The sequence below is a fragment of the Agromyces terreus genome (genome assembly GCF_009749465.1).
Taxonomy (GTDB): domain Bacteria; phylum Actinomycetota; class Actinomycetes; order Actinomycetales; family Microbacteriaceae; genus Agromyces; species Agromyces terreus.
In genome coordinates this window covers 272,429-291,325 of sequence record NZ_WBIS01000002.1, presented here as the reverse complement: position 1 = coordinate 291,325, position 18,897 = coordinate 272,429, and the positions used below count along the sequence as shown (strand labels likewise).

Sequence of the window (18,897 nt, the reverse complement as noted above, 5' to 3'; positions counted from 1 at the left end):
CCGACGACCGGGACCGGATCGCCTCAGATCGCGCGCTCGAGCACCGCGCGGGTGCTGACCTCGGGGGAGAGGTCGAGGCGGCGCAGGAACTGCGCGTTCACCGCGACGACGACGGTCGACAGCGACATCAGGATCGCGCCGACGGCCATGGGCAGCACGAAGCCGATGGGCGCCAGCACGCCCGCCGCGAGCGGGACCGACACGAGGTTGTAGCCCGCCGCCCACCAGAGGTTCTGCTTCATCTTGCGGTAGCTCGCGCGCGAGAGCTCGATGACCGAGAGCACCGAGCGGGGGTCGTCGCTCGCGAGGATGACGCCGGCGGACGCGATCGCGACGTCGGTGCCGGCGCCGATGGCGATGCCGACCTCGGCCTGCGCGAGCGCCGGGGCGTCGTTGACGCCGTCGCCGACCATCGCCACGCGGCGGCCCTCGCGCTGCAGTTCGGCGACCTTGGCCGCCTTGTCTTCGGGGCGCACGCCCGCGAACACCCGGTCGATGCCGAGCTCTGCGGCGACCGACTGCGCGACCGCCTCGGCGTCGCCCGTGATCATGACGACCTGCACGTCGAGCGCGTGCAGCGCGTCGACGGCCTCGCGCGACTCGGGTCGCACCTCGTCGGCGAGGGCGAGGGCGCCGATCACCTCGCCGCGCCGCACTGAGCCGGTCGAGGCGTCGGCGATCACGTGCAGGATGATGGCGCCCTGATCGCGCCACGCGGATGTCTCGTCGAGGCCCTCCAGCCCGTGACGGTTCAGCATGGCCGGTCCGCCGACCGAGACCGACGTGCCGTCGACGACGGCGGTGACGCCCTCGGCGGGCGATGCGCGGAACTCGACCGCGCGCGGGACCGCGAGCTCGCGCGCGGCGGCCGCCTGCAGGATCGCCCGGGCGAGCGGATGCTCGCTGTCGGACTCGGCGGCGGCCGCGAGTGCGAGCACCTCGTCGTCGGTGCGGCCCCCTGCGGTCGCGATGTGCGTGACGACGGGCTCGCCCTTCGTGAGCGTTCCGGTCTTGTCGAAGAGCACCGCCGACACGGTGCGCATGCTCTCGAGGGCCAGGCGGTCCTTGACGAGCACACCACCCTTCGCCGCGCGTTCGGTCGCGATGGCGACGACGAGCGGGATCGCGAGCCCCAGCGCATGCGGGCAGGCGATGACGAGCACGGTGATGGTGCGGATGACGGCGTCGTCGGGCTGCCCGACGAGGGTCCAGACGATCGCGGTCAGCACGGCCGAGCCGAGCGCGAACCAGAACAGCCAGCCGGCCGCGGTATCGGCCAGCCGCTGCGCGCGCGAGGTCGAGTTCTGCGCCTCGGCGACGAGGCGACGGATGCCGGCCAGGGCCGTGTCGTCGCCGACCGCCGAGACGCGCACCCTGATGGCTGAGTCGGTGGCCACCGTGCCCGCGACGACCGCGTCGCCCGGCTCGCGGCCGACGGTGCGCGACTCGCCCGTGATCATCGACTCGTCGACGGCGGCCGCGCCCTCGGTGATCACGCCGTCTGCGGGCACCCGGCCGCCCGGGCGCACGATGACGAGGTCGCCGACGACGAGATCGGACGGCGCGACCTTCACGGTCGTTGCCCCGGTGCCGCGGTCGGTGCCGCGGTCGGTGTCGCCTCCGGTGTCGGCTTCGCCGGAGGCATCCGCAGTGCCGCCCTCGATGCGTTCGGCCTCGTCGGGCAGCAGGGCCGCGAGCGACTCGAGCGCGGACGAGGTCTGCGCGAGCGAGCGCATCTCGATCCAGTGGCCGAGCAGCATGATGACGATGAGGAGGGCGAGCTCCCACCAGAAGTCGAGTTCGTGGTGCAGCAGGCCGAGGCTCGCGCCCCACGAGGCGAGGAAGGCGACCGTGATCGCCAGCGCGATGAGGAGCATCATGCCCGGCTTGCGTGCCCTCAGCTCGGAGACGGCGCCGGTGAGGAACGGCCGGCCGCCCCACACGTACATGACGGTGCCGAGCACGGGGGAGACCCACGCGACCCACGCGGCATCCGGCAGGGGGTAGCCCAGGATCGACGCGAACATGCCGCTGAAGCCGATGACCGGCACGGCGATGACGAGCATGATCCAGAACAGACGGCGGAACGCGGCGACGTGGTCGCCGTGGCCGGAATGCCCCGCGTGCGCGTCGGGGCTCTCGCCGCCGTGCGCGTGGTGGCCCGCGTGCGCGTGGTGGCCCGCGTGTGCGTCGTGGCGTTGTTCGCCGTGCGCGTCGTGCTGCGCCTGCCTGGTGTGGTCGTGACGACCGTGCGTCTCGCTCATGCGGCCACGATATACCCCTAGGGGGTATTTCGCAAACGAGATCCGCCTCCCGCCCCGCCTCCTGCCATAGACTCGTATCTATGGATCCGGAGATCGAAGGCACACGGGAGCTCCGGCTCGTCGCGGATCCGACGCGAGCGCACATCCTCCGCAGCATCCTGGCCGCGCCCGACGGCCGCGTCCTGGTCGGCCGCATCGCCGACGAGCTCGGCCTCCGGCAGCCGACCGTCAGCCATCACGTGAAGACGCTCATGGACGAGGGGCTGCTGGTCCGCGAACCCGACGGACGCCGCACCTGGTACTCGCTGGCTCCGGCGCACGCCGATCGCATCGCCGAGATGCTCGGCCGGCCCGATGTCGAGGTCGACGTCGATCCGATCCTCGACCGCGTCATCCAGGACCTGGGCGAGCGCTTCCGCGGCACCTTCGGCTCCGAGACGGTCGAGCGCTACGTTCGCGAGAGCTACGAGCTGCTTGCCGCGCGCCCCTCCCCGGGGCCGAGGGTGCCCTCGCTCGCCGCGCGGTTCGCGGCCGATCGGCTCGAGGCGCTGGCCCGTGCCGAGCCCATGCCGACCCGGGTCGTTCCCGAGGTGCTGTTCGTGTGCGTGCAGAACGCGGGCAGGTCGCAGATGGCGTCCGCGATCCTGCGGCACTTGGCCGGAGACAAGGTCCACGTGCGAACCGCCGGCTCGGATCCGGCGAGCGAGGTCCGCAGCTCGGTGCTCACGGCGCTCGACGAGATCGGGGTGCCGCTCGCGGGCGAGTACCCGAAGCCGCTGACGGACGAGGTCGTCCGGGCGGCCGACGTCGTGATCACCATGGGCTGCGGGGACGCGTGTCCGATCTACCCCGGCCGCCGGTACCTCGACTGGGACCTTCCCGACCCGGTCGGCAAGCCGCTCGCGGACGTCCGCGACATCCGGGACGACATCGAGCGCCGCATCCGCGAACTGCTCACCACCCTCTGAGATCGACAGGATCAATGGCCTCCGACGAGTCACCCCGACCCGAATCCGCCCCGCTCGCCCGCCGGCTCCTCGCGGAGTTCCTCGGCACCGGACTGCTCGTCGCGATCGTCGTCGGGTCGGGGATCGCCGCATCGGAACTCTCCCCCGGCGATGTCGGACTGCAACTGCTCGAGAACAGCCTCGCGACGACCCTCGGCCTCGCCGTGCTGATCGCCGTATTCGCGCCCCTCTCCGGCGCCCATTTCAACCCCGTCGTCTCCCTCGCGGACTGGGCGCTGCATCGCAGGGGCGGGCCCGGCGGGTTCCAGGCAGCCGATCTCGCGCCGTACGTCGCGGCGCAGGTGTTCGGCGCCGTCGGCGGGGCGCTCCTCGCGAATGCGATGTTCGGCGCGCCCGCCGCGATCTCGTCCACCGATCGGGCCGCACCGGCCGCGTTCCTCGCCGAGGCGGTGGCGACCGCCGGCCTCGTGCTGGTCATCTTCGGCCTGGTCCGTGCCGGCCGGACGAGCATCATCCCGGCGGCCGTCGGCGCCTACATCGGTGCGGCCTACTGGTTCACCAGCTCCACGTCCTTCGCCAACCCCGCCGTCACGATCGGGCGGGTGTTCTCGGACACGTTCGCCGGCATCGCCCCGACGTCCGTGGCCCCGTTCATCGGCGCGCAACTCCTCGGGGGGTTGGTGGGCGTCGCGCTCGTCTCGTTGCTCTTCCCGATCGGTTCGCCGAAGCCGGTCCCGAGTCCGGTCGAGGCTGCCCGGCTGGACGAGGCCGCGAGCCCGTCGGCGGCTGACCGGCCGACCCCGGTGGCCAATTCATAGATGATGGTCTATCATTGCTGATATGACCACTGAGAAGCCTTCCGTCCTGTTCGTCTGCGTCCACAACGCGGGTCGCTCGCAAATGGCCGCCGGGTTCCTCCGCGAGCTCGCCGGCGGGCGCGTCGAGGTGCTGTCGGCCGGATCCGAGCCCAAGGATCGGATCAACCCCGTCGCCGTCGAGGCGATGGCCGAGGCGGGCATCGACATCGCCGACAACACCCCGAAGATCCTCACCGTCGACGCCGTGAAGGAATCCGACGTCGTGATCACGATGGGCTGCGGCGACGCCTGCCCGATCTTCCCGGGCAAGCGCTACGAGGACTGGGAGCTCCAGGACCCGGCCGGCCAGGGCATCGAGGCCGTCCGCCCGATCCGCGACGAGATCCGCCGGCGCGTCGAAGCGCTGATCGCCGAGATCGCCCCGGCGGCCTAGCGATGTCCGGACTCGACACCGCGGGCCGGCGGGCACTGCCCGGCATCAGCTATCCCGAGCGTTACCTCCACGACCTCGCCCTCGAACTCACCGGGCTCTTCGACGGCACCTTCAACGCCGAGACGGTCGAGCGGTACGTGCTCGAGTCCTACACGGCGCTCCTGCGAACGTCGACCGTCAAGGCCCACCTCGCCAACAACGTGCGGCGCTTCGCGACCGATCGCCTGGCCGCGCTGGCCCAGGCGAAGGGGGCGCTCGCCCACGACGTTCCGGAGGTGCTCTTCGTCTGCGAACAGAACTCGGGGCGCTCGCAGATGGCCGCCGTGCTGACCCACAGCATCGCCGGCGATCGCGTGCACGTGCGATCCGCGGGCTCCATGCCCGCGGCCGACCTGAACCCCGACGTCGTGGCCGTGCTCGACGAGCTCGGGCTCGACTCGAGCCGGGAGTTCCCGAAGCCGCTGACCGACGACGTCGTGCAGGCCGCCGACGTCGTCGTCACGATGGGATGCGGCGACGCCTGCCCGATCTACCCGGGCAAGCGATACCTCGACTGGGCGCTCGACGATCCCGAGCACCTGACCCTCGACGAGGTCCGTCGCGTCCGCGACGAGATCCGCGACCGCATCGAACACCTGCTGCAGACTCTGGAGATCGGCGAATGAGCGACCAGACCATCGAGAACGTCGTCGTCATCGGCTCCGGCCCGTCGGGGTACACCGCCGCGGTGTACCTCGCGAGGGCGGGCCTGCGACCCGTCGTGCTCGCCAGCTCGGTCGAAGCGGGCGGGGCCCTCGTCACGACCACCGAGGTGGAGAACTTCCCCGGCTTCGCCGAGGGCATCATGGGGCCGCAGCTGATGGAGCAGATGCGTCAGCAGGCCGAACGCTTCGGCGCCCGCATCGTCTACGACGACGCGACCGAGGTCGAGTTGGCCGCCGATGTCAAGACGATCCGCACCATCAACGGCGAGGAGTACCGGTCGCACGCCGTCGTCCTCGCGATGGGTTCCGCCTACCGCAAGCTCGGCGTCGAAGGCGAGGAACGACTGACCGGCCGCGGCGTGTCCTGGTGCGCCACATGCGACGGCTTCTTCTTCAGAGGCAAGGACATCGCCGTCGTCGGCGGCGGTGACTCCGCGCTCGAAGAGGCGATGTTCCTCACCCGATTCGCCGACTCCGTCACGCTCGTGCACCGCCGCGACGCCCTGCGAGGGTCGCGGATCATGCAGGAACGCGCGCTGTCCAATCCCAAGATCCGCCCCTACTGGAATGCCGAGGTCGTCGCAGCCGAGGGCGAGGACGGACTCGAGCGACTCCGGTTGCGCGACACCCGTACCGGTGAGGGTGCCACCCTCGACGCGACCGGACTGTTCATCGCGATCGGGCACGACCCGCGCAGCTCCCTCGTCGCGGGGCAGGTCGAACTCGACGCCGACGGCTACGTGCGGGTGGCGCATCCGTCGACCCAGACGAATCTCCCCGGCGTCTTCGCCTGCGGCGACCTGGTCGACAAGCGCTACCGACAGGCCATCACCGCCGCCGGCACGGGCTGCGCCGCAGCTCTCGACGCCGAGCACTTTCTCGCGGCCCACGGTCTCGCCGACGCCGACGCCGCCGACTAGGAGGCGGCGGTCGCCCTCGAGACGGCCTGGACGGTACGGACGCCGCCATCGCGGCATCACGCCTCGAAGTAGAGGTCCCAGTGCAGCCGGCAGCGGGGGTTGAATCCCGCGTCGCAGTTCGGACAGGACTCGACGCCGCGATACTGCTCGATCGTGAGCTCGCCGCCGCAGACACCGCAGAGGACGGCCCGTTCGCCCCATCGCCCGCGCGGCCAGACCACGGCCGGGTGGTCAGCGCTCTCGGCGTGGCAGCTGTGGCACGGGTAGTAGCGGTCGCAGCATGCGAACCTGATCGCGATGACGTCGACCGCGGTCGCGTAGTGCACGCAGCGGGTCTCGTCGTCGACCGTCTCGCCGAAGACCGGCGGACGGGACGAACCGGTGGGATTCGCTGCCGGTGACATGGAGCGGATGACGGGAATCGAACCCGCGCTATCAGCTTGGGAAGCTGAAGTTCTACCATTGAACTACATCCGCATGCGGCATCCGGAGATGCAGCGATGACCATCGTAGCAACCGAACCCGCCGGTTCGCGTCGGGTGTTCGGCCTCGTGCTGTTCGCGTCGCCGGCCGGCGATGCCGGCGGCGGAATGCGGCATGGGGCAGGCTTGACCCCATGCGGGCGGGCATGGGGGTCATCGCGGTCGGGAGCATCGTCGTGCTCATCGGCCTCACGGGTTGCGCCGATGCGGCGTCGACGGACGACCGGCTCGACCGAGGACTCCGAGCGGATGCCGCGGACATCGCGCGCGAGATCGCGGGCATCGCCGGCGAATCGGGCCTGGACGACCCCGCCGACGCGATCCAGGAGTACGCGAGGCGGGCGCTGCCGCTCCTCGCCGACACCGGCGTCCCGGAGGAACTCGACGAGATGCTCGACCCCGGATCGCCGGACTACGCCTCGGCGCTCCGACTCGTGGGGATCGAGGCATCCGGAACCGAGAGCTGGCAGGAGCCGGTGGGCGCACTCGTGCTGGCGAGCAGGACGCACCGCTTCTCGGACGACGAGGAAACGACCGGCGAGCTGTGCCTGCGCGTCGAACTCGATCGCTGGGGTCCGACGGCCGGATGGGACGACGACGGCGCGATCGCGCGCGTCGTCGACTGCGCGACGCCCTCACCCGAGACCGTGGTGCCTGAGGCCGACTCCCGTCCGATCATCGTCGTTCCCGACAACGCCGAAGCGGTCGCGACCGACGTGCTCGCGAACGCCGGCGGCGCGAGCGACGCGGCCGACGGCCCGACGGCCGAGGCGATCGCCGCCGAGATCACGGCCCGGCTCGAGGCCCCGACCGGCGAGCGCGAGGTCGCTGCCCAGGTGCAGGTCGCGCGAGACGGCGACCGGATCGGGCTCGCGATGGGCACGCCCGACGACTGCCTCCTCCTCCGCGCCGACGGTGGGCGGGTCGAGCGGCTGCACGTCTCGAGCGTGCAGTTGCAGCCCGGCGAGCTCGGGTGCTCGGCATCCACCGCGCTCGCGTCGGACGACGCGCTCGCCCCGCCGCACTGAGCCGATCCGTCGGCCCGTCGCTAGGCTGAACGCGTGCTGCTCTCCGACCGCGACATCCGTGCCGAACTCGAACTCGGACGCGTCCGTCTCGAACCGTCCGACCCCGCCATGCTGCAGCCCAGCAGCGTCGACGTGCGCCTCGACCGGTACTTCCGGTTGTTCGACAACCACAAGTACCCGTTCATCGACCCGGCCGAAGACCAGCCCGAGCTGACGCACCTCATCGAGGTGAAGCCCGACGAGCCGTTCATCCTGCACCCGGGCGAGTTCGTGCTCGCGTCGACGTACGAGGCGGTCACCCTGCCCGACGACGTGGCCGCGCGCCTCGAGGGCAAGAGCTCGCTCGGCCGGCTCGGGCTGCTCACACACTCGACGGCCGGCTTCATCGACCCGGGCTTCACGGGGCACGTCACCCTCGAGCTGTCGAACGTCGCGACCCTGCCGATCAAGCTGTGGCCCGGCATGAAGATCGGGCAGATGTGCTTCTTCCGCCTGTCGTCGCCGAGCGAGAAGCCCTACGGCTCGGCCGAGTACAGCTCGCGCTACCAGGGCCAGCGCGGCCCCACGGCGTCGCGCTCGTTCCACAACTTCCACCGCACGGATGTCGGCGCGACCGACGCGGGGTCGCTCGGGGGCTGAGACGCCCGCCGGTCGAGGAGCGGAGCGTCTCGAGACCTGCGCCTCCTCGACCGACGTGACGCCGGTCGAGGAGCGGAGCGTCTCGAGACCTGCGCCTCCTCGACCCGCCGCGAGCCCGCTTGCGCCCGACACCCCTGCCGTCAAGCCCTCGTTTCGCACGGTCCGCACGGGTAGGCATATGGCATGCCGACATCGGAGTCCAGCGTGCCGAACGCGACCGGCCCGTCCGCACCGGACGGGTCGACGTTCGGCATCGAGGAGGAGTTCGTCCTCCTCGAGCCCGATTCGCTGCGTCCGGTGGCCCGCGGCGGTGAGGCGCTCGCGGCGCTGAAGCCGGCGTTCGAGGCGGCGACCACGGAGTTCCTCGCGTCGCAGCTCGAGATCGCGACGGGCATCTGCCGCACGGGCGATGAGGCCCTCGGGCAGCTCGAGGCGTTCCGCGCCGCGCTCGCGGACGTCGCGGCGGGGCTCGGGGTCGTGGCGGCATCCACCGGAACGCCCTACGAGGTCGAACGGGCCCCCGAGGTGACCCGGGCCGCGCGATACGAGCACATCCGCGACGACATCGCGGCGATGATCGACGACCACCAGGTGTGCGGCATGCACGTGCATATCGGGATCGCGGATGCCGCGGAGCGGGTGCGGGTGCTCAACGGCCTCCGTGCATGGATGCCGATGCTCACCGCGCTCGCCGCGAACTCGCCGTTCTGGCACGGCGAGGACACGGGGTTCGCGAGCTGGCGCACGGTCGTCATGCGCCGCTGGACGACCGCCGGCATCCCATCGCCGTTCGCAGATGTCGACGACTACGACCACCGCATCCGCGACCTGGTCGGCATCGGTGCGACGCGCGACAAGCCGCTCGTCGCGTGGACGCTGCGCCTCTCGCACCACCTGCCCACGATCGAGCTGCGCTTCGCCGACGCGCAGCTGGCCGCGCAGGACTCGGTCGCGCTCGCGCTGCTCTGCCGCCGGATCGTGCGCGGCATCCTGCACGGCGTCCATCGCACCGACGACGTCGACGGCAGGTTCGCGCCCGAGGTGCTCGACGCAGCCGTCTGGGAGGCGGCACGGCATGGGCTCGATTCGGCAGTGCCCGACCCGGTGCGCGGCGTCATGGCCTCGGTCGCCGAGGCGGTCGACTCGGCGCTCGGCATGCGCGACGACGATGACGGATGCCCCGCCGCCGTCGCCGGCCTTCTCGTGCGCGGCACGGGCGCCGATCGCCAGCGGGCCGCGCACGCCGAGCGCGGCATCGCGGGCGTCAGGCAGTGCGTCACGGCATCCGTCGACGGCCCGGCCCACCGCCTGGCGGGGTGAGCGGTGCGCCCGTGCGCCGGTCGAGGAGCGAAGCGTCTCGAGACCTGCGTGAGGGGGTCTCGAGACGGCGCCGGGGCGCCTCCTCGACCGGCGGCGGGGTTGGTCGAGGAGCGGAGCGTCTCGAGGCCTGCGCTGGGGGGTCTCGAGACGGCGCTGGCGCGCCGCCTCGACCGGCGCGGTGGGCCGGCGCCTCCTCGACCGACGGTCAGGCGGGCGGCGGGTAGGGCGCATCGCGCAGCAGGCGCGCGAGGTGGGCGCTGTGCCGGGCGACGGCGGCGTTCGTCGTCGCGACGCTCTCGGGCGTGCCGGGCAGGTCCTGGTAGTCGACGCGGCCCATCGCCTCGCCGTTCCAGTAGGTCGAGGCTTGCGACGCGACCGAGAACCCGACGTCGACGAGGGCCTGCAGCACGTCGGCGACGATCGCGTGGGCGCCGTCCTCGTTGCCCACGACGGCCACGGCGGCGACCTTGCCGGCGAGGAGCGGGCGGCCCGCGGCATCCGTCTCGGAGATCTCGGCGTCGAGCCGTTCGATGACGCGCTGGGCGATGCTCGACGGGTGGCCGACCCACGTGGGCGTCGCGAACAGCAGGATGTCGGCGGCGAGGAGCTTCTCGCGGATCGCCGGCCATTCGTCGCCGTCGCCCATGTCGGCCTCGACCCCGGGCTTCACGTCGTGGTCGACGACGCGCACGAGTTCGGTCTCGGCGCCGTCGGCCTCGAAGAGCTCGAGCACCTGACGGGCGATGAGCTCGGTGCTCGAGGCGCCGGGCGACGGCTTCAGCGTGCAGTTCAGGGCGAGCACGCGCAGTGCGGTCATGGGGTCCTCCTGAGATCGCGCAGTCGGGGTGCGAGGTCGGACTCGAAGACGTCGAAGAACGTGTCGGGGTCGGGGCCGAGGTTCATGATCGCCACCCGGTCGAAGCCGGCGTCGACGAACGGGCGCACCGCCTCGACGTGGGCGTCGAGGTCGGGGCCGACGCTGAGCTGATCGGCGATGTCCTCGCGGCGGATGTAGGCGCTCGCCGCCTCGAAGTTGACGGGGTTCGGCAGCTCGCTCATGACCTTCCAGCCGGTGAGGCTCCACCGCGCGGTCGTCCACGCCGCTTCGATCGCGTCCTGCTCGGTCGCCGCCCAGGCGATGGCGGCCTCGCCGTAGCGCGGGCCCGCACCGCCGAGGCGCTCGTACTCGGCGATGAGCTCGGCATCGGGCTCGACGGCGAAGAGGCCGTCGCCCAGCTCGGCCGCCACGGCAGCGGATGCCGCGCCGCTGGCGGCCACGGCGATCTCGGGCGGGGTGTCGGGCAGGTCGAAGACGCGGGCGTCCTCGAGATCGAGGTACTGCCCCTCGTAGCTCCGGTATCCGCCCTGCCAGAGCAGGCGGATGATCTCGAGCGCCTCGCGCAGCATCTCGTGGCGCTGCGAAACGGCGGGGAAGCCGCGGCCGACGACGTGCTCGTTGAGCCGCTCGCCCGACCCCACCCCGAGGGTGAACCGTCCGTCGCTGAGCAGTGCGACCGTGGCCGCGGCCTGCGCGATGATCGCCGGGTGGTAGCGGACCGACGGACACGTCACGCCCGTCGCGAGGCCGATGCGCTCGGTGCCCTGCGCGATCGCGCCGAGCACCGACCACGCGAACGGCGAATGGCCCTGCACGTCGAGCCAGGGATGGAAGTGGTCGCTGATCTCCACGAAGTCGAAGCCCGCGGCCTCGGCGCGCTGCGCCTGACGCACGAGCTCCGCCGGGCCGAAGCCCTCCGCGGCGAGTTTGTATCCGAACTGCACCATGCGATGCACGCTAGGCGGCGCCGGTCCGCCGCGCACGGGGGTTGACGGCCGAGACGCGCCGCAGTACCCGGCGATCCGGGCGGTCCTGAAGCCGATGAACGGGGGCTGGCCGCAGCGGAGCGAGCGCCGCACCCGTGCGCGTATACGTGAGCCGCGGCATCCGCGCCACCCCGTTGTCGGGCACGGCCCGTCGACCTATCGTGCGGTGATGACCTCGCTCTGGCTCGCCCGCCCGACCCGCATCGAGGCCGACGACCCGGCCGCTGCGCCTCGCGTCTTCGACGAGATCGTCGTCGGCGCCGGGCTCACCGGCCTCGTCACGGCCGTGCTCCTCGCCCGTGCCGGCCGACGGGTCGGCGTGCTCGAGGCGCGCGGGGTGGGCGCGGCGGCCACGGGCAACACGACGGCGAAGCTCAGCGTGCTGCAGGGCGCGCACCTGCAGCGCGTGCGGCGGCGCACGTCGGCACGGGTGCTGCAGGCGTACGTCGATGCGAACCTCGCGGGGCAGGCGTGGCTGCTCGACTATCTGGGCGACCGCGGGGTTCCGGTGCAGCGCCTCGACGCGGTGAGCTTCGCCGCGACGCCGGCCGGACGCGAGATCGTCGAGCGCGAGGCCGAGACCGCACGCGAGGCCGGCTTGCACGTGATGACGGATGTCGCCGACGACGTGCCGTTCGAGGTGCACGCCTCGGCGCGGCTGGCCGGGCAGGCCCAGTTCGACCCGATGGACGTGCTCGAGGCGCTCGCCGCGGAACTGCGCGGACTCGGCGGGGTGATCTGCGAGGGCGTCCGCATGACGGGGGCGTCGGTGGGGCGGCCGGTGCGGGTGCGCACGACCGCCGGCGCATTCTCGTGCGAGCGGCTCGTGCTCGCGACGGGCACGCCGATCCTCGATCGCGGCCTGTCGTTCGCGAAGCTGCGCGCGAACCGCTCCTACGCCGCTGCGTACCGCACGGATGCCGCGCTGCCGCAGGCCATGTACCTCAGCGTCGACGAGCCGACACGGTCGATCCGCACGGCCCCCGACCCCGATCTCGCATCCGGCGCCGCCGACCTGCTCCTCGTCGGCGGGTACGGGCACGGGGTCGGCCGGCATCCGTCGCCGCGATCGCGGGTGGACGCGCTCGACGAGTGGACGCGATCGACCTGGCCGGATGCCGCGCTGACGCACCGGTGGAGCGCGCAGGACTACGAAACCCCGCACGGCGTGCCCTTCGTCGGGTGGATGCCGCGCGGCCGGGGGCGGGTGTTCATCGCGACGGGGTACGACAAGTGGGGCATGACGAACGCCGTGCAGTGCGGCCTCACGCTCGCGGCAGATCTGCTCGGCGAGCTGCCCGACTGGGCGCGGACGCTGCGCCACCGGTTCACGACCCCGGTCGCCCTCGGCGCCGGCATCGGCATCAACGCGGCGGTCGCGAAGCACTACGCCGTCGGCTGGGGTCGGGCGCTCGTGACCCGCCTGCCCGAGGCGCCGCCGCCCGAGGGCGCAGGCTCCGTCGGACGGGTCGGACGCGCCCCGGTGCCGACCGCCGCCTCGACGGTCGACGGCGTCACCTGCCGGGTCTCGGGCATCTGCCCGCACCTCGGCGCCGTGCTCGCCTGGAACGACGCCGAGCGCACGTGGGACTGCCCCGCGCACGCCTCGCGCTTCACGGCCGACGGCGTGCGGCTCGAGGGACCGGCCAAGCGCGACCTCCGCCGGTAGGCTCCCCGTCATGGGTGCGCGCGTCGTGGTGGTGGGCTCGATCAACGTCGATTCGGTGGTGCGCGTCGAGCGGCATCCGCGGCCCGGCGAGACCGTGCTCGGCGAGGGCGTCGAGCTGCTCCCGGGCGGCAAGGGGGCCAACCTCGCTGCGGGCGCGGCCGCCGCGGGCGCCGACGTGCTGATGGTCGGACGGGTGGGCGACGACGAGCTCGGGCGCCGCTACGTCGGGCTGCTCGCCGCGCACGGCGTCGACCTCTCGGCGGTCACGGTCGACCCCGCGCAACCGACCGGGCAGGCCTTCATCACGGTCTCCGAGGACGGCGAGAACAGCATCATCGTGGTCGCCGGCGCCAACGGCACTCTCGAGGCGGATGCCGCGGCCCGCGCGATCCCCGACGACGCGGGCCTCGTCGTCACCCAGCTCGAGCTCGGGGCCGAGGTCGCCGAAGCCGTGCTGCGCCGAGGGCGGGCGCTCGGCGCGCTGACGGTGCTCAATGCGTCGCCCGTGTCGCCCGCGGCATCCGCCCTGCTGGAGCTTGCCGACGTCGTGGTCGTGAACGAGCACGAGTGGGCGGCCCTCGGCAAGCCGGCCGATGCGTGCGTCACGCTGGGCGCGGCGGGCGCGCGATGGGGAGCGGCGGATGCCTCGCCCGACCCGGTCGACGTCGTCGACACGACGGGCGCGGGCGACGCGTTCGCCGGGGCGCTGGTGGCGGCGCTCGCCGCCGGGGCCGACCGGGCTGCCGCGCTGCGGGCCGCCGTCGACGCCGGAGCGCGGGCCACGACCTACGCGGGCGCCCAGCCGTGGGGCTTCGCCGGGTGACGGTGCCCCGCCGATCGAGGAGCGGAGCGTCTCGAGATCTGCGGGGGTGTGGGTCTCGTCGATCGAGGAGCGGAGCGTCTCGAGATCGTTGCGGGGCTGGTCTCGAGACGGCGCTGGGGCGCCTCCTCGACCGGCGAGGGGTTCCGTCGATCGAGGAGCGGAGCGTCTCGAGATCGTTGCGGGGCTGGTTTCGAGACGGCGCTGGGGCGCCTCCTCGGCCGGCGAGGGTTCCGCCGATCGAGGAGCGGAGCGTCTCGAGATCGTTGCGGGGCTGGTTTCGAGACGGCGCTGGGGCGCCTCCTCGACCGGCGAGGGGTTCCGTCGATCGAGGAGCGGAGCGTCTCGAGATCGTTGCGCGGATGGTCTCGAGACGGCGCCGGCGCGCCCCCTCGACCGGCGGGCTATCGGATCGCGGACGCCGCAGCCTCGGGACGGGGCGCGCCCGCGGCATCCGGAGCGGTGACGAAGTCGACCACCGCGTCGAGCGTGACGTCGGCGCGGAGGATGCGGTTGTGCCCGAGACCGTCGGCGGCCACGAGCCGGGCGCCGGGGTTCGCGGCGACGAGCCTGGATGCCTCGCTGAACGGAACCCGCCGGTCGCCGCGATCGTGCACGAGCAGCAGGGGCACCCCGTCGGGCAGCGGGTGCGCGAGCGCCGAGTAGCGCTCGAACGGGTGCTCGCCCGGGAACAGCCGCGCGGCGAAGCGCCGTGCGAGCGCTTCGCGGGTCGCGGGGTCGAGGCCCGCGAGATCGCCGAAGCCGTCGATGAAGACGTCCGGGGTCGCCGCCGCGGCGATCGCGCCCACGCGCCGCACGGCGATGCCCTCGGCGGGTGCGAGCAGCGCGGCGAGCCCGCCGAACGAGTGGCCGACGATCGCGTGGAACCGGCCGAGGCGCTGCTGGAGCTCGGCGAAGATGTGGAGGTGGTCGACGAGGTAGGTGCCGCGGCCGCCCGATTCGCCGTTGGCGGGCGCGTCGAACCCGACGACCCGGAACCCCTCGCTGCGCAGCTCCCGCGCGAGCGTCGCGAACACGCTCGCGCGCGACTGCCACCCGTGGGCGAGCACGATCGTGTCGGGCCCGCCGCCCCACTCGTACGTCACGACGTCGACGCCGGTGCGGCGGATGCCGGGGATGCGCACGGTTCCCCGGCGCGCCGCCGCGTGGGTCGCGGCGTCGACGGGGGCGACCGGCACGCGCGGTCCGACGCGCATGAACAGCGGCAGCGCGGCACGAGCGCCGAGCTCCGGCGAGATCTTCGAAGCGATGCGGATGCCTCCGGCTGCGCCGCCGAGCAGCGCCCGCTCGGCCGCGGTTGCGATGGACGATCGTGCCATGTCGCGCCTCCAGAAAACTCTACGAACGTTCGTACGTAGAGTGTACGAACGTTCGTGCGTAAACTGCAACCATGACGATGACCGACGGCCGACGCGCACGAGGCGACGCATCGCGTCGGCTCGTGCTCGCGCATGCCGCCGACCTCGCCTCGATGGAAGGGCTCGACGGCCTCTCCATCGGGCGCCTCGCCGCCGAGGCCGACGTGAGCAAGAGCGGCATCGCGACCCTGTTCGGGTCGAAGGAGCAGCTCCAGCTCGCCACGGTGGCCGCCGCGGCCGAGCGCTTCACCGCGACCGTCATCGAACCGGCGCGTGTGCAGCCCCGAGGCATCCGCCGCCTGACCGCGCTGCTCGATCGCGTCGTCGCCTATTCAGAGGACCGGGTGTTCCCCGGCGGGTGCTTCTTCTCGGCCGGCGCCGCCGACTTCCACTCCAAGCCCGGCGCCGTGCGCGACGCCCTCGCCGATCAGCTCGAGAGCTGGCTCGGCTACCTCGCGGCATCCGCGCGCTTCGCCGTCGACCAGGGGGAGCTGCCCGGCCTCGAAGACCCCGACCAGCTCGCGTTCGAACTGCAGGGCACGTTCGAGTGGACGAACCTGATGGCCCTCATCCGCGAGGCCGACAGCGCCCTGCACTACGGCCGCGCGCGCAGGGCGTACCGCAGCCTGCTCATCGCCTCCGGCGCGGATCCGGCGATCGCCGAGCTCCTGCTCGAGCCGGGCGCCGCGACACGGCCCGCCGCGTAGCGCGAGCACGCGAGCACGCGAGAACGAAAGCGCGCAAGCGCCCAAGGCCGCGTCGCCGGTCGTCCGGCCTCGGCCGGCCCGTTCCCGGCCTCCGGCTACCCGCCCGCCGGCCGCGGCGACTCGGCCACGAGGGCGAGGGTCGTGTCGCCGCACGGCACGACGAACTCGCCGCCCGGCAGTTGCACGGGATCGGTCGAGCGCTCGTCGTGCAACGGAGCCAGCGCCCCGGCGAGCCCCTCGATGCGCAGAAGCGCCCCGGTCGCGCGGCGCGAGTCGTTCGACGCGAGGATCCGGCCCGAGGCGTTGACGAGCGTTCCGCTGCCGCTCCACTCGCGCAGCACGGGCAGCAGCTCACCCTCGAGCCTGGCGACGTAGGCGTCGGCACCCACCACCCCGATCATCTCGCCGTCGGCGAAGACGGGCGTGGTGATCGTGACCGTGTAGTCGTCGGTGCAGAGGTAGTCGACGTAGGGGCCCGTGAGGTGGCGGCGGCCGGTGCGCTCGGGCACGCGCCACCATTCGAGCGTCGTGTAGTCGCGGAACTGCTCCGAATCGGGGTCGCTCACCGCGTCGAGCCGCCTGAGCGAGGCCGCGCCGGCGGCGCCGAACGTGTTCGCGCTGCTCAGCCACCAGGCGAGGTGCCACTGCGCATCGGCCAGGAACCCCGGCGCGGCCACGAAGCCGGCCCCCGTGATGAGCGCCCCCTCGCGCTCGAGCTCGGCGCCGACGAGCGCCTCGATCACGGGGTCGAGCGTCTCGGCGCGGGCGTCGGGCGACCCGCCGAGGGCGCCCGCGAACGGGCCGGACAGCTCCGTCTCGAGCACCCCGCGCCAGCCCTCGACCATCGCGAGGGCCGGCTCGATGGTGGAGGCGACCTGCCTCGCGATGTGTTCGGCGGCCAGGTCGAGGGTCGTGCTCACGCGGGTGGTCCTTCCGCTGGGTCTGCGACGGATGCCTCGCCGCCGGCAGGGTGTGCTGCGAGATCGATGCGCGTCTTCTCGTCGATCAGCCACTGCACCGCGCCGGCGAAATGCTCGGCGGTCGCACGTCGTGCATGTTCGGGTTGCACGTCGCGGACCGCCTCGATCACGTCGAGCCGCACGATGCGGCTGCGGTCACGAGCATCTTCCTCCCGGAGGCACATCCAAAGCAAGGGTCCGGCCTCGGCCTGGAGCCGGAGCTCCTCCTGCACGAGCCGCGGGGACTGGCTGATCGCGGCGACCTCGAGGTGGAATCGGCCGACCGCGCGACGGGCGCCGCCGGCCGTCGCGAGGTCGGCGCGGGCGTCGATGTCGATGAGGCTGGCGAGGTCGTCCTCGCTCGCGCGGTCGGCCGCGACCTCGGCCGCCATGCCCGCGATCGCGGCGTAGTGCAGCCCGAGGTCGCGCAGCTCGACGCGGCTGAGCGAGCGCAGCCGCGAGGTGACGAGTCGGGTCGAGGCATCCGGGTCGAACGTGACGAAGCTCCCGCCGTCGCGCCCGCGGCGGGTGTGCACGAGCCCGTTCTCGCGCAGGGAGACGAGCGCCTCGCGTGCGGTGACGACGGCGACGCCGAGGCTCCTGGCGAGTTCGGACTCGCTCGGCAGCCGTTCGCCGTCGCGCAGCACGCCCGCGACGATCGCGTCGGTGATGCGCTGTTCGACGAGTTCTGCGCGGCCGGCTCCCTCGAGCGGGGCGAAGACCACGGCTCGGGTGGCGTCGGTGCGGCCGGCTGCGTGCGGCATCGGCCCTCCGGGGATCCGATTCGGAAACTGTGACATGACCGTAACACGAAGGTCTGGACGCAGACATCTGGATTCATATGATTTAGAACACGCCTCGCGAAGGAGCCCCCGCATGACCGACATCCAGCCCGCGATCCGGCTGACCGGACTCACGAAGGAGTTCGGCGCCGTCACCGCCGTCGACCACGTCGACCTCGAGATCGCCGCCGGAGAGTTCTTCTCGATGCTGGGGCCGTCGGGCTCGGGCAAGACCACCGTGCTCCGGCTCATCGCCGGGTTCGAGCAGCCCACCGGCGGCACCATCGAGCTGTTCGGCGAAGACGTCACCAAGCGGGCGCCGTTCGACCGCGACGTCAACACCGTGTTCCAGGACTACGCGCTCTTCCCCCACATGACCGTGCTCGAGAACGTCGCCTACGGCCTCCGCGTGCGCGGCATCGGCAGGCGGGAACGCCTCGACCGGGCCCGCGCCGCACTCGCATCGGTGCGCCTCGAGCAGATGGGCGACCGCAAGCCCTCGCAGCTCTCGGGCGGCCAGCGCCAGCGCGTCGCCCTCGCCAGGGCCACGGTCGTGCAGCCCAAGGTGCTGCTGCTCGACGAGCCGCTCGGCGCCCTCGACCTCAAGCTCCGCGAGCAGATGCAGGTCGAGCTCAAGCAGATCCAGCGCGACCTCGGCATCACCTTCATCTTCGTCACCCACGACCAGGAGGAGGCGCTCACGCTGTCCGACCGCATCGCGGTCTTCAACGACGGCCGCATCCAGCAGCTCGGAACCCCGGCCGACCTCTACGAGACCCCGGGGTCGCGCTTCGTCGCCGGATTCGTCGGCACCTCGAACCTCTTCGACGACGCACGCTCGCGGGAACTCCTCGGGCGGCCCGGCGAGCACTCCGTGCGTCCCGAGAAGCTCGCCGTCTCCGCCGAACGCGAGATCGGCGACGGCGTGCAGAGCGCCCCGGGCACCGTCGTCGAGGTCATCTACCTCGGCAGCGGCATCCGCATCGTCGTCGACCTCGACGCCGGGCTCCGCGTCACCGCGCTCGCCCAGAACGACCGGCGCCGCCGATCGCCCGGCGAACGCGGCGACCGCGTCTTCGTGAGCTGGCACGACGCCGACGTCGTCGCGCTCGCCCCGGCGCCTTCCGGCGACGAGCAGGCGGATGCCGCGGCATCCGTCGCCTGACCCACCCCGAACCCGC

Annotated in this window: 19 protein-coding genes and 1 tRNA gene; 12 read left to right on the top strand and 8 right to left on the bottom strand. The window is 72.6% G+C overall.

Annotated features, from left to right (window positions below):
- Positions 1-23: 23 nt before the first annotated feature.
- Positions 24-2,264, bottom strand: a complete 2,241-nt coding sequence (locus GQQ92_RS06505) for a heavy metal translocating P-type ATPase (RefSeq protein ID WP_156998423.1) — start codon at positions 2,262-2,264, stop codon at positions 24-26.
- 80 nt (positions 2,265-2,344) lie between these two features.
- On the opposite strand from GQQ92_RS06505, the gene GQQ92_RS06500 reads away from it, so the two are divergent.
- From GQQ92_RS06500 to trxB, 5 genes are read left to right on the top strand one after another with little or no spacing between them, the layout of a single operon-like run.
- Positions 2,345-3,232, top strand: a complete 888-nt coding sequence (locus tag GQQ92_RS06500; RefSeq protein ID WP_156998422.1) for a metalloregulator ArsR/SmtB family transcription factor — start codon at positions 2,345-2,347, stop codon at positions 3,230-3,232.
- A gap of 14 nt (positions 3,233-3,246) precedes the next feature.
- Complete coding sequence (locus GQQ92_RS06495; protein ID WP_156998421.1) at positions 3,247-4,050, top strand: aquaporin; 804 nt, start codon at positions 3,247-3,249, stop codon at positions 4,048-4,050.
- Between the two features lie 22 nt (positions 4,051-4,072).
- Positions 4,073-4,483, top strand: a complete 411-nt coding sequence (locus GQQ92_RS06490) for an arsenate reductase ArsC (RefSeq protein ID WP_156998420.1) — start codon at positions 4,073-4,075, stop codon at positions 4,481-4,483.
- A gap of 2 nt (positions 4,484-4,485) precedes the next feature.
- On the top strand, positions 4,486-5,148 hold the full coding sequence (locus tag GQQ92_RS06485) for an arsenate reductase ArsC (protein ID WP_156998419.1): 663 nt from the start codon (positions 4,486-4,488) through the stop codon (positions 5,146-5,148).
- On the top strand, positions 5,145-6,107 hold the full coding sequence (gene trxB / locus GQQ92_RS06480; RefSeq protein WP_156998418.1) for a thioredoxin-disulfide reductase: 963 nt from the start codon (positions 5,145-5,147) through the stop codon (positions 6,105-6,107). The genes GQQ92_RS06485 and trxB overlap by 4 nt, the downstream gene beginning before the upstream one ends.
- A 56-nt stretch (positions 6,108-6,163) precedes the next feature.
- Here trxB and GQQ92_RS06475 read toward each other — a convergent pair whose 3' ends face one another.
- Both GQQ92_RS06475 and GQQ92_RS06470 read right to left on the bottom strand, forming a co-directional pair.
- On the bottom strand, positions 6,164-6,511 hold the full coding sequence (locus GQQ92_RS06475; RefSeq protein WP_156998417.1) for a CHY zinc finger protein: 348 nt from the start codon (positions 6,509-6,511) through the stop codon (positions 6,164-6,166).
- Positions 6,511-6,584: transfer RNA gene (locus GQQ92_RS06470), tRNA-Gly, on the bottom strand. Before GQQ92_RS06470 ends, GQQ92_RS06475 begins: the two co-directional genes overlap by 1 nt.
- A 139-nt stretch (positions 6,585-6,723) precedes the next feature.
- On the opposite strand from GQQ92_RS06470, the gene GQQ92_RS06465 reads away from it, so the two are divergent.
- The 3 genes from GQQ92_RS06465 (at position 6,724) to GQQ92_RS06455 (ending at position 9,576) form a co-directional block, all read left to right on the top strand.
- Positions 6,724-7,617: a hypothetical protein gene (locus tag GQQ92_RS06465; protein WP_156998416.1), complete on the top strand. Its 894-nt coding sequence runs from the start codon at positions 6,724-6,726 to the stop codon at positions 7,615-7,617.
- A gap of 33 nt (positions 7,618-7,650) precedes the next feature.
- On the top strand, positions 7,651-8,256 hold the full coding sequence (gene dcd / locus GQQ92_RS06460) for a dCTP deaminase (protein WP_156998415.1): 606 nt from the start codon (positions 7,651-7,653) through the stop codon (positions 8,254-8,256).
- A gap of 183 nt (positions 8,257-8,439) precedes the next feature.
- A complete protein-coding gene (locus GQQ92_RS06455) occupies positions 8,440-9,576 on the top strand; it encodes a carboxylate-amine ligase (RefSeq protein ID WP_156998414.1) in 1,137 nt (378 codons plus the stop codon).
- Between the two features lie 205 nt (positions 9,577-9,781).
- Here GQQ92_RS06455 and GQQ92_RS06450 read toward each other — a convergent pair whose 3' ends face one another.
- Both GQQ92_RS06450 and GQQ92_RS06445 read right to left on the bottom strand, forming a co-directional pair.
- On the bottom strand, positions 9,782-10,393 hold the full coding sequence (locus tag GQQ92_RS06450) for a flavodoxin family protein (protein ID WP_156998413.1): 612 nt from the start codon (positions 10,391-10,393) through the stop codon (positions 9,782-9,784).
- Positions 10,390-11,361: a TIGR03557 family F420-dependent LLM class oxidoreductase gene (locus GQQ92_RS06445; RefSeq protein ID WP_232057543.1), complete on the bottom strand. Its 972-nt coding sequence runs from the start codon at positions 11,359-11,361 to the stop codon at positions 10,390-10,392. Before GQQ92_RS06445 ends, GQQ92_RS06450 begins: the two co-directional genes overlap by 4 nt.
- A 208-nt stretch (positions 11,362-11,569) precedes the next feature.
- On the opposite strand from GQQ92_RS06445, the gene GQQ92_RS06440 reads away from it, so the two are divergent.
- A complete protein-coding gene (locus GQQ92_RS06440) occupies positions 11,570-13,069 on the top strand; it encodes an FAD-dependent oxidoreductase (protein ID WP_156998412.1) in 1,500 nt (499 codons plus the stop codon).
- 10 nt (positions 13,070-13,079) lie between these two features.
- Positions 13,080-13,892, top strand: a complete 813-nt coding sequence (locus GQQ92_RS06435; RefSeq protein WP_156998411.1) for a PfkB family carbohydrate kinase — start codon at positions 13,080-13,082, stop codon at positions 13,890-13,892.
- A 401-nt stretch (positions 13,893-14,293) separates the two neighbouring features.
- Here GQQ92_RS06435 and GQQ92_RS06430 read toward each other — a convergent pair whose 3' ends face one another.
- Entirely contained in the window at positions 14,294-15,229 is a 936-nt protein-coding gene (locus GQQ92_RS06430) for an alpha/beta fold hydrolase (protein WP_197738121.1), read from the bottom strand.
- 71 nt (positions 15,230-15,300) lie between these two features.
- Between GQQ92_RS06430 and GQQ92_RS06425 the strand changes: the two genes are divergently transcribed.
- Complete coding sequence (locus GQQ92_RS06425; protein ID WP_156998409.1) at positions 15,301-15,975, top strand: TetR/AcrR family transcriptional regulator; 675 nt, start codon at positions 15,301-15,303, stop codon at positions 15,973-15,975.
- 95 nt (positions 15,976-16,070) lie between these two features.
- Here the strand turns inward: GQQ92_RS06425 and GQQ92_RS06420 are convergent, their stop codons facing one another.
- Together GQQ92_RS06420 and GQQ92_RS06415 are read right to left on the bottom strand one after the other, a co-directional pair.
- Positions 16,071-16,895: a PDC sensor domain-containing protein gene (locus tag GQQ92_RS06420; protein ID WP_156998408.1), complete on the bottom strand. Its 825-nt coding sequence runs from the start codon at positions 16,893-16,895 to the stop codon at positions 16,071-16,073.
- The gene (locus tag GQQ92_RS06415; RefSeq protein WP_197738120.1) at positions 16,892-17,698 is read right to left on the bottom strand and encodes a FadR/GntR family transcriptional regulator; all 807 of its coding nucleotides are present in this window, start codon (positions 17,696-17,698) and stop codon (positions 16,892-16,894) included. The genes GQQ92_RS06420 and GQQ92_RS06415 overlap by 4 nt, the downstream gene beginning before the upstream one ends.
- A 112-nt stretch (positions 17,699-17,810) precedes the next feature.
- On the opposite strand from GQQ92_RS06415, the gene GQQ92_RS06410 reads away from it, so the two are divergent.
- Positions 17,811-18,881 carry an ABC transporter ATP-binding protein gene (locus tag GQQ92_RS06410; protein WP_156998406.1) on the top strand — a complete coding sequence of 357 codons (1,071 nt, stop codon included), beginning with the start codon at positions 17,811-17,813 and terminating at the stop codon, positions 18,879-18,881.
- Positions 18,882-18,897 lie beyond the last annotated feature (16 nt).

Coding starts and splice junctions, on each gene's coding strand:
- GQQ92_RS06505 (WP_156998423.1), bottom strand. CDS start 2,264: ATGAGCGAGACGCACGGTCGTCACGACCACACCAGGCAGGCGCAGCAC.
- GQQ92_RS06500 (WP_156998422.1), top strand. CDS start 2,345: ATGGATCCGGAGATCGAAGGCACACGGGAGCTCCGGCTCGTCGCGGAT.
- GQQ92_RS06495 (WP_156998421.1), top strand. CDS start 3,247: ATGGCCTCCGACGAGTCACCCCGACCCGAATCCGCCCCGCTCGCCCGC.
- GQQ92_RS06490 (WP_156998420.1), top strand. CDS start 4,073: ATGACCACTGAGAAGCCTTCCGTCCTGTTCGTCTGCGTCCACAACGCG.
- GQQ92_RS06485 (WP_156998419.1), top strand. CDS start 4,486: ATGTCCGGACTCGACACCGCGGGCCGGCGGGCACTGCCCGGCATCAGC.
- trxB (WP_156998418.1), top strand. CDS start 5,145: ATGAGCGACCAGACCATCGAGAACGTCGTCGTCATCGGCTCCGGCCCG.
- GQQ92_RS06475 (WP_156998417.1), bottom strand. CDS start 6,511: ATGTCACCGGCAGCGAATCCCACCGGTTCGTCCCGTCCGCCGGTCTTC.
- GQQ92_RS06465 (WP_156998416.1), top strand. CDS start 6,724: ATGCGGGCGGGCATGGGGGTCATCGCGGTCGGGAGCATCGTCGTGCTC.
- GQQ92_RS06455 (WP_156998414.1), top strand. CDS start 8,440: ATGCCGACATCGGAGTCCAGCGTGCCGAACGCGACCGGCCCGTCCGCA.
- GQQ92_RS06450 (WP_156998413.1), bottom strand. CDS start 10,393: ATGACCGCACTGCGCGTGCTCGCCCTGAACTGCACGCTGAAGCCGTCG.
- GQQ92_RS06445 (WP_232057543.1), bottom strand. CDS start 11,361: ATGGTGCAGTTCGGATACAAACTCGCCGCGGAGGGCTTCGGCCCGGCG.
- GQQ92_RS06440 (WP_156998412.1), top strand. CDS start 11,570: ATGACCTCGCTCTGGCTCGCCCGCCCGACCCGCATCGAGGCCGACGAC.
- GQQ92_RS06435 (WP_156998411.1), top strand. CDS start 13,080: ATGGGTGCGCGCGTCGTGGTGGTGGGCTCGATCAACGTCGATTCGGTG.
- GQQ92_RS06430 (WP_197738121.1), bottom strand. CDS start 15,229: ATGGCACGATCGTCCATCGCAACCGCGGCCGAGCGGGCGCTGCTCGGC.
- GQQ92_RS06425 (WP_156998409.1), top strand. CDS start 15,301: ATGACGATGACCGACGGCCGACGCGCACGAGGCGACGCATCGCGTCGG.
- GQQ92_RS06415 (WP_197738120.1), bottom strand. CDS start 17,698: ATGCCGCACGCAGCCGGCCGCACCGACGCCACCCGAGCCGTGGTCTTC.
- GQQ92_RS06410 (WP_156998406.1), top strand. CDS start 17,811: ATGACCGACATCCAGCCCGCGATCCGGCTGACCGGACTCACGAAGGAG.